Origin of the sequence: Xanthobacter autotrophicus, assembly GCF_030015065.1 — a bacterium.
Classification (GTDB): Bacteria; Pseudomonadota; Alphaproteobacteria; order Rhizobiales; family Xanthobacteraceae; genus Xanthobacter; species Xanthobacter autotrophicus_D.
On sequence record NZ_JAIVFN010000157.1, the window covers coordinates 1 to 7,736 of the forward strand.

Here is a 7,736-nt window from a genome sequence, read left to right on the forward strand (position 1 = left end):
GGCGGGATCAGGCCGGGTCGAAAGAGTGGATTTCGAGCAGCATGTAGCCCTTATCCGACACATCTGTCGCCGCTTCTTGTGCCCCAGCAGGGCGACGAACGGCTCCAGAAACACCCCCCAGCGCCTCATCCCAGATCGCCATGGCCTGCGCTCCAATCCGCGCGCAAACCTCAACACAGCAGCGTTATCAATCCGTTAATCCGCCAAAGTAGGGATAGAATTTCCACCTGGGTCATGGCTCGTCTCCATGACGGGCGCCGGGAGCCTCTCTCCCAGCCGCAACCCGTCATGGAGATCGAAGAAGCACTTTAACTCTCGCGCGGCGCGGGACCGACTCAGTCATCCGCGGTTCCGCTTGTAGCGATCACAGCAAGATCCTTCGAGGTTTCAATGGTCATTTCCCCTCGGCCCGACGCTCGCTGTATCGGCTTGTGAAATAATCCGTCCGTCCTCGCAGAAGCAGCGTGAACTTCATCAGTTCCTCCATGACGTCCACCATCCGGTCGTAATACGATGAGCGCTTCATTCGGCCTGCTTCGTCGAACTCCTGGAAGGCCTTCGCCGCCGACGACTGGTTGGGAATGGTCACCATGCGCATCCAGCGGCCGAGCACCCGCAGGGCGTTCACAGCGTTGAAGGACTGCGATCCGCCGGAGACCTGCATCACAGCCAGCGTCTTGCCCTGGGTCGGGCGCACCGAGCCGATTTCGAGAGGGATCCAGATCCAGTCGATCTGGCTCTTGAAGATGGAGGTGTGGTGCCGTGCCGTTCCGGACTGCACCACATCTGACCTTCTGACCACGTCGGGAGGGTGCGCAATTCCTGCACCTTGGGGTGGTCGGCTGCACAGCCGTCGGGCTGGGGCAGACCGGCGGGATCGAAGATGCGGGTTTCGGCTCTCATGTGGGTCAGAAGGCGCGCAGCCTCTTCCGCGAGAAGCCGGCTGTAGGAGCGTTCCCGCAGCGACCCGTAAAGCAGCAGGATCCGCGGCGGTGGGTCACGCCCGTGGTCGGACGAAACTTCGTGGCATCGGGAATGTCGAAATAGGCTTCATCAAGGGCGGGAAAACTCAATGCATTCAAATCAGGGATGGTGATGCCAACTCAAGGGACGCGATCATCGTCGCGGCGCGATAGCAGCGCGGCGGTCCAGAAGGCTGCCGCCAGCAGGACGCCTCCCGCGACCATGGCGGATAGGACGGGGCCGTAGGACTGGGATTGCGCCCAGAGGAGTGCGGCACCGGCTGGTGCCAAAGCCCGCGCGAGCATCGCGGGCGCCGCCAGCGCGCCGTTCACAGCGCCATAGGCCTGCCGGGTCAGCATTTCCGGCACGGCGAGCCCGCGCACGATGGTCATGATGCCGTTGGCGCTGCCGTAGAGCGCCACGATTGCCGCCACCAGGGCAAAGCTGGGTGGCAGCCACGCCAAGGCGAGAATGGCAACCGGAAAGGCCAGGACCGCACAACTGCCGATGAGCCGCACCGGAGCGCGCGGCGCGAACACCGAGATGGCGATCCGCCCCGCAACCTGGGTTGGGCCGATGATGGCCATGGCCAGCACCACGCTCCCCGGCGTGAAGCCGCGCTCCAGCAGCAGGGGGTAGAGGTGGAAGGTGAAGGCCGAGAAGGTGGCGGCATAGGCGGTGAACGCAACCGCGAGGGCCCAGAAGGTTGGCCGGCGGGCGACACGCCCCATGACCTGCCACAAGGTGACGGCTCCTGACAGCGCAAGAGCATGGGCCGGCGATGCGGCATGGTCGGCCGCAGGCCGGATCACCGCCGCATAAAGCGGCGCGCAAACCACGAGGTTCACGGCGCCAAGCACCACCAGCGCGCCGCGCCAGCCCACCATATCCAGCAGGATCTGGATCAGCGGAATGAAGACCGTGGAGGCGAAACCGCCCCACAAGGTGAGCGCTGTGATGCCGGCCCGGGCGCCGGCCGCTCCGGTCCTGCGCGCCACGACCGCGAACGCCGGCTCATAAAGGGTTGCCGCCTGGAGGATGCCGATGGCGGCCATCAGGCCATAGAACAGCCAGAGCTGCTGCACCTGCGACCAGGCCAGGAGGCAGAGGCCGGCGAGGCCCGCTCCCGCCGCCATCACCCACCTGCCGTGGCCTTTGTCGATGGCGGCGCCCACGGGGAAGGCCGCAATGCCCCCGAGGGCGAGGCCGAGCGTCGCGGCGCCGAACAGATCCGGTTTCGACCAGCCGAGATCGCGCTCCATGGCCTCGGCCATCAGGGGAAAGCTGTAATAGAGCGATCCCCAGGAACAGATCTGGCCGATGCCGAGGCCGGTGATGAACAGGCTGCGCCCCGAGAGCGGGCGCGCCGGCGCCTGTTGCGCGAGCTCGCCGCTCAGGCCGCTGGTCACGCGGCCGTACCGCAGCAGGGGCGCGCTTCGGCCTGCGTCGGGGCGATATCGCAGCCGCAGCCGTCCTCGCCTTCCGCCTTGGCCTGGGCATCGTCCGCGCAGCAGGCATCGGCGTCCCGAGGCGCAGGCCCTCCACAGCAGCCGGACGCCCCTGCCGTCAGCGGCGCGGCGCTACACACCCCGGTCTCCGGCAACACCAGATGGACGCGCCGCGCCGCTTCGTGGTCGCCTGCGATCTCCGCCGCGATGGAGCGGACCTGCTCGTAGCCCGTCGCCATAAGGAAGGTGGGCGCGCGGCCGTAGGACTTGGAGCCAACGATGTAGAAGCCAGGCTCGGGGTGGGCGAGTTCCACCGCGCCGTGGGGCGGGACCGTGCCGCACGAATGCAGGTTCGGGTCGATCAGCGGCGCGAGGGCTGGCGGCGCCTCGACGGCGGGGTCGAGGGCGATGCGCACCTCGCGCAGCAAGGCAAGGTCGGGGCGAAAGCCAGTGGCCACCACGATCCGGTCCACGGTCCCGGTCCAGGGTTTCGCGCCGAGACGGCCGGACACGTCCAGCCCCGCCGCGCCACTGACAATCCGCTCCGCCGCGAACGGCGCGAGGACATCGAGCCGACCGGCGGCGATGGCCTGCGTCGCCGCAAGGCTGAGGGCTCCGCGGGCGGGCAGCGCATCGTTGAGGCCGCCGCCCAGCAGCTTCTCGATGCGGTTGCGCCGAAGCGCCCAGGTGACGCGGGTGGCCGGCTCCGTCTCCTGCAGGCGGAGAAGGTCGAGCACCACATTGATGGCCGAATGGCCGGAGCCCACCACCAGCACGTGCCGGCCGGCATAGGTCTCGCGTTCGGCGCCCGCCACGTCGGGAATGCCGTAGGCGATATGCGCTGCTGCCTCTTCCTCACCGGGCACCGGCAGGCCGTCCGCGCCCATGGGGTTGGGCTGGGTCCAGGTGCCGGAGGCGTCGATGACGGCACGGGCGAGCGCGCGCTGCTCGGCCCTATCCGCGTCGCGCCAGCGGATCTCGAACGGCGTGTTCGCACGCCCCTCCGATGACATCTTGTCGAGGCCGTGACGGGCGATGGCGGTCACCTGCGCCCCGAACCGCAGGTGCGGCGCGAGGGCGGGATGAGCCGCCAACGGCTCAAGATAGCGGCGCACGATCTCCCCGCCGAGCGGCAGGGCCTTGGGGTTGGGCGCGCTCCAGCCGGTTGCCTCCAGCAACGTGCGGGCGGCCTCGTCGATGTTGTAGCCCCAGGGCGAGAACACCCGCACATGGCCCCATGCCTTGAGCGACGTGCCGGCGCCGGCTCCGCGCTCGAAGACGAGGGGCGTCAGGCCGCGGGCCAGAAGATGCGCCGCGGCGGCAAGCCCCACCGGGCCGGCTCCGATGATTGCGACGGGTAGCGATCCGGTCATGACGGCAGACTCCGATGGTCGATCCATTGATGAGCAATGCTTGAGGGCAAATGAAGAGCGCTCAGGTGCAGCATCCCCCGGGGCTCCCGTCCCCGCCCGGCGCGCCGGCGATCATCTTCTCAGCGTCGACCAGACAGCGAGTCACGTCCATCCAGGCCTCCACCGCCACCTTGAAGGCGGCGCGGCCCTTGTCGGTGAGGGTGTAGACCTTGCGCTCGCGGCCCGAGACCACCTCGCTTGCCGCGCTGACGTAGCCGCCCTCCTCGAACTCCCGCAGCACCGGATAGATGGTGCCCTCGGTGGGGGAGCAACAGCCGTTGGTGGTGGCCTCCACCGCCCGTGCCACGTCGTATCCGTGCATGGGCCGCTGGTGCAGCACGCACAGGATGAAGAACTTGGACAGGCTCATCTTGATGGTGCCGTTCCAATAGGCCCGGCTGAGGAAATCGGGCCCTGGCCGCGGCACCGATGCGGGCGAAGGCGGAGTGGCCGGGGGGGCGGATGGAGCGGTTCGAGACATGCGGGAAGGCTATGCATTGACCATTGATGCGTCAACCCTCAACGTATGTTTGAAAGCGCTCCCTTCAGCAAACGCGCCGGCCCTCGGCATTGATCACGACCTCGCCATCCTCCTTCGCGAACGGCCCCGTCTGCGGCGCGGGTAGAATGTCCAGCACCCGTTCCGACGGCCGGCACAGCCGCACGCCGAGCGGCGTGAACACGAAGGGCCGGTTGATGAGGATGGGATGGACCATCATGGCGTCGAGGAGCGCGTCGTCGGTGATAGCGGGATCGTCAAGACCGAGTTCGGCATAGGGTGTGCCCTTCTGCCGGGTTGCGGCGCGCACCGTGAGGCCCGCCGCGGCGATGGCGGCGGCGACCTCCCCCCGCGCGGGCGGGGTCCTGAGATATTCGACGATCTTCGGCTCGATGCCGGCATTGCGGATCATGGCGAGGGTGTTGCGCGAGGTGCCGCAGGCCGGATTGTGCCAGATGGTGACAGGGGCTGGCTCGGTCATCGTTCAGGCTCCGAAGATCAGATGATGGCGTGGCGGACCTTGGCGGACACCCATTCGCTCACCACCACCGTGGCGAGGATCACCATCAGGATCAGCGTCACCTGCGGCCACGCCAGCGTATTGAGCGAGCTTTCCAGGTTGAGCCCGATGCCGCCCGCGCCCACCAGGCCGAGGACGGTGGATTCGCGGATGTTGATGTCCCAGCGGAACACGCTGATGCCGGCAAAGGCGGGCATGATCTGCGGCACGATCCCGTAGGCAAGCGTCTGGGCGCCCGAGGCGCCGGTGGCGCGGATCGCCTCCACCTGGCCTTCGTCGATCTCCTCAATGGCCTCGTACAGGAGCTTGCCGATGAAGCCGATGGACCTCAGCGCGATGGCGACGATGCCGGCCAGCACGCCGGGCCCCAGGATCGCCACCAGCAGCAGCGCCCAGATGATGGAATTGATGGAGCGCGAGGCCACGATGACGAACAGCGCCAAGGGTCGCACGAAGGCTACGCTGGGCGTGGTGTTGCGCGCCGCGAGGAAGGCCACCGGCACCGACAGCACGATGGCGGCGAGCGTGCCGAGGGTTGCGATGTTCAGCGTGTCCCAAAGCGGCTTGAGCAGCGCGGGAAAATAGGACCAGCGCGGCGGCACCATGCGCGCGCCGATGTCGGCGGCCTGGGTGGGGGCATCCCACACGAAGGCCCAGATGGTGCCCTGCGTCATCACCCGCCAGCAGAACACGGTGAAGGCCACGGCGAGAAGCCAGCCGAACCACACGGCGATCTGCCCGCGCGGGGTGCGGCGCTGCCAGGACCTGAGGCCTTCGGGAAGGGCTGTGACGGGCATTATTTCACCCGCCCGCGGATCAGGCCGGAGACATATTCGCTCGCCATGACGATGGCGATGATGAGGATGAGGATGGCGGCGGCGCTGTCGAATTCGTAGCGGTCGATGGCGGTGTTCAGCGTGGCGCCGATGCCGCCGGCGCCCACGATCCCCACCACGGCGGATTCGCGGAAATTGATGTCGAGCCGGTAGAGCGACAGCCCCAGCAGGCGCGGGGCCACCTGGGGCAGCACGCCAAAGGCGATCAGCGACGGCCACGGCGCACCGGTGGCGCGGATCGCCTCCACGGGAGCTGGGTCGATGTCCTCGATGTCCTCGGCCAGCAGCTTGGAGAGAAAGCCGATGGTGGCGAACGACAAGGTGAGGAAGCCGGCGAACGGGCCGAAGCCCACCATGGCCACCAGCAGAATGGCGACGATGATCTCCTGCAGGGAGCGCGACACCGCTATGATGGACCGGCAGACGTAATAGACGGGGCGCGGCACAACGTTGCGGGCGGCACCGATGCCGATGGGCACCGAGATGGCGATGCCCATCACGGTGGAGGTCACCGTCATGGTCAGGCTCTCGATCATGCCCTGGACGATGTCGTCCCAGCGCCTCGAGAAATTCGGCTCCAGGAAGCCGGAGACGAAGCGCAGGCCGCGCGCCCAGCCGTCCGAGAGGCGGGCCCAATTGACCTCCACGCTGCCGAGGGCCAGCGCCAGATAGAGCGCCGCGCCAACGAGCAGCGCATAGCGCAGATAAGGATTGGCAATGAGCGGCGGCGGGCGCCAGCGGCGCGCCGGGGCGTGGGCCGCGCTCACAGCGCCCTCGCGGCGGCGGGCGTCGCCTGCGCCCGCAGGACGCGGACAGCATCCTGCGCGGCGGCCTCCTCTGCCGCATCGTCCTCCACCTCGCGGATCGTGCGCGACCAGTCCTCTTCGCCATAGATGGCGGTGAGGGCGGCGGTGTCGAGGGCCTCCGGGGACCCGTCGAACACCACGCGCCCGGCTTTCAGGCCGATGATGCGCTGGACGAACATCTGCGCCAGCGCCACGTCGTGGATGTTGACGATGGCCGCCAGCTGCCGCTCGGCGCACACCTCGACGATGAGGCGCATGATCTGGCGCGAGGTCTTGGGATCGAGGCTGGCGGTGGGCTCGTCCACCAGCAGGATGTCCGGCTCCTGCACGAGGGCGCGGGCGATGCCGACGCGCTGGCGCTGGCCGCCGGAGAGCTCGTCGGCGCGCTTGTCCACATGGTCGAGAAGGCCGACACGCTCCAGCACGGCGAAGGCCCGGTCCATGTCGGCCTGGGGAAACCGGCGCAGGAAGGCGCGCCAGAAGCCCACATAGCCGAGCCGCCCGGAGAGCACGTTCTCCATGACGGTGAGGCGTTCCACCAGGGCATATTCCTGGAAGATCATGCCCATGCGCCGCCGCGCCCGCCGCAGGCCGGCGCCGCCGAGGCGGGTGATCTCGGTATCGCCGAGGCGGATGGAGCCGGACGTGGGCTCCACCAGCCGGTTGACGCAGCGGATGAGGGTGGACTTGCCGGCACCGGAGGGGCCGATCAACCCCACCACCTGGCCGGCGGGGATGCCGAGCGAGACATCGTCGAGGGCCTTGTCCCCCTTGGCGTAGCGCTTGGACAGGCCGGCGATGGTCAGCATCCCGCAGTCTTTCTCTCGCCGGAGCTTACTTGCAGGCGTAGCTCACGCCCATGGCGTCGTCGATCTGGCGCACCACCGCCCAGGTCTCCTTGAACGTGATGGGGATGAACTTCTCCTGCGGCGGCTCGGCGGACTTGAACTCGTTCTGCAGGCCGGTGCCCTCCCAGTTGAAGCTGAAGAACGCCTCTTTCACCTTTGCCGCCAGCTCCGGCTTCAGGTTGTAGACATAGCCGTAGCCGGTGGTGGGGAAGGTCTGCGACTTGTAGATGGTCACCACCTGCTCGGGCTTGATGACGCCGCGGGCAATCATGCGCTTTGAGGTGGTCCCGGTTTGGCGGACAGATTGGCGGCTTTGCTAAGCTTGGTTCTGGTGTGCGTTACGCCGCCATGTCGATGCCGTCGCAGGCCGTATGGACCTCCTCCGGCGTTCTGCCGCCGAGGGC

The 7,736-nt window shown here is 67.9% G+C and carries 8 protein-coding genes and 2 pseudogenes; all 10 read right to left on the reverse strand.

Going from position 1 to position 7,736, the window contains the following annotated elements; translation table 11 throughout:
* Nucleotides 1–7: 7 nt before the first annotated feature.
* Nucleotides 8–142 (reverse strand): hypothetical protein, encoded by a 135-nt coding sequence (locus K9U40_RS20810; RefSeq protein WP_282892030.1) that lies wholly within the window; start codon nucleotides 140–142, stop codon nucleotides 8–10.
* 252 nt (nucleotides 143–394) lie between these two features.
* Nucleotides 395–1,037 (reverse strand): annotated as a pseudogene (gene arsH / locus K9U40_RS20815) (arsenical resistance protein ArsH).
* A 66-nt stretch (nucleotides 1,038–1,103) separates the two neighbouring features.
* On the reverse strand, nucleotides 1,104–2,372 hold the full coding sequence (locus K9U40_RS20820; protein WP_282892031.1) for an MFS transporter: 1,269 nt from the start codon (nucleotides 2,370–2,372) through the stop codon (nucleotides 1,104–1,106).
* Nucleotides 2,369–3,784, reverse strand: coding sequence for an FAD-dependent oxidoreductase (locus K9U40_RS20825; protein ID WP_282892032.1), 1,416 nt, complete (start codon nucleotides 3,782–3,784; stop codon nucleotides 2,369–2,371). Before K9U40_RS20825 ends, K9U40_RS20820 begins: the two co-directional genes overlap by 4 nt.
* A 61-nt stretch (nucleotides 3,785–3,845) precedes the next feature.
* On the reverse strand, nucleotides 3,846–4,193 hold the full coding sequence (locus K9U40_RS20830) for a PadR family transcriptional regulator (protein WP_282892033.1): 348 nt from the start codon (nucleotides 4,191–4,193) through the stop codon (nucleotides 3,846–3,848).
* Between the two features lie 175 nt (nucleotides 4,194–4,368).
* On the reverse strand, nucleotides 4,369–4,803 hold the full coding sequence (gene arsC / locus K9U40_RS20835; RefSeq protein ID WP_282892034.1) for an arsenate reductase (glutaredoxin): 435 nt from the start codon (nucleotides 4,801–4,803) through the stop codon (nucleotides 4,369–4,371).
* A 17-nt stretch (nucleotides 4,804–4,820) separates the two neighbouring features.
* Nucleotides 4,821–5,639 (reverse strand): phosphonate ABC transporter, permease protein PhnE, encoded by an 819-nt coding sequence (phnE, locus tag K9U40_RS20840; RefSeq protein WP_282892035.1) that lies wholly within the window; start codon nucleotides 5,637–5,639, stop codon nucleotides 4,821–4,823.
* Nucleotides 5,639–6,445: a phosphonate ABC transporter, permease protein PhnE gene (gene phnE, locus K9U40_RS20845; protein ID WP_282892036.1), complete on the reverse strand. Its 807-nt coding sequence runs from the start codon at nucleotides 6,443–6,445 to the stop codon at nucleotides 5,639–5,641. Before phnE (K9U40_RS20845) ends, phnE (K9U40_RS20840) begins: the two co-directional genes overlap by 1 nt.
* Nucleotides 6,442–7,293, reverse strand: coding sequence for a phosphonate ABC transporter ATP-binding protein (gene phnC / locus K9U40_RS20850; RefSeq protein WP_282892037.1), 852 nt, complete (start codon nucleotides 7,291–7,293; stop codon nucleotides 6,442–6,444). Before phnC ends, phnE (K9U40_RS20845) begins: the two co-directional genes overlap by 4 nt.
* 25 nt (nucleotides 7,294–7,318) lie before the next feature.
* A pseudogene (locus K9U40_RS20855) lies at nucleotides 7,319–7,606 on the reverse strand (phosphate/phosphite/phosphonate ABC transporter substrate-binding protein); the annotation flags it as partial.
* Between the last annotated feature and the right edge of the window lie 130 nt (nucleotides 7,607–7,736).

Bases quoted from the DNA above. Each gene is read 5' to 3' on its own strand.
- K9U40_RS20810 (WP_282892030.1), bottom strand. From the start codon at position 142: ATGGCGATCTGGGATGAGGCGCTGGGGGGTGTTTCTGGAGCCGTTCGT.
- K9U40_RS20825 (WP_282892032.1), bottom strand. From the start codon at position 3,784: ATGACCGGATCGCTACCCGTCGCAATCATCGGAGCCGGCCCGGTGGGG.
- K9U40_RS20830 (WP_282892033.1), bottom strand. From the start codon at position 4,193: ATGAGCCTGTCCAAGTTCTTCATCCTGTGCGTGCTGCACCAGCGGCCC.
- arsC (WP_282892034.1), bottom strand. From the start codon at position 4,803: ATGACCGAGCCAGCCCCTGTCACCATCTGGCACAATCCGGCCTGCGGC.
- phnE (WP_282892035.1), bottom strand. From the start codon at position 5,639: ATGCCCGTCACAGCCCTTCCCGAAGGCCTCAGGTCCTGGCAGCGCCGC.
- phnC (WP_282892037.1), bottom strand. From the start codon at position 7,293: ATGCTGACCATCGCCGGCCTGTCCAAGCGCTACGCCAAGGGGGACAAG.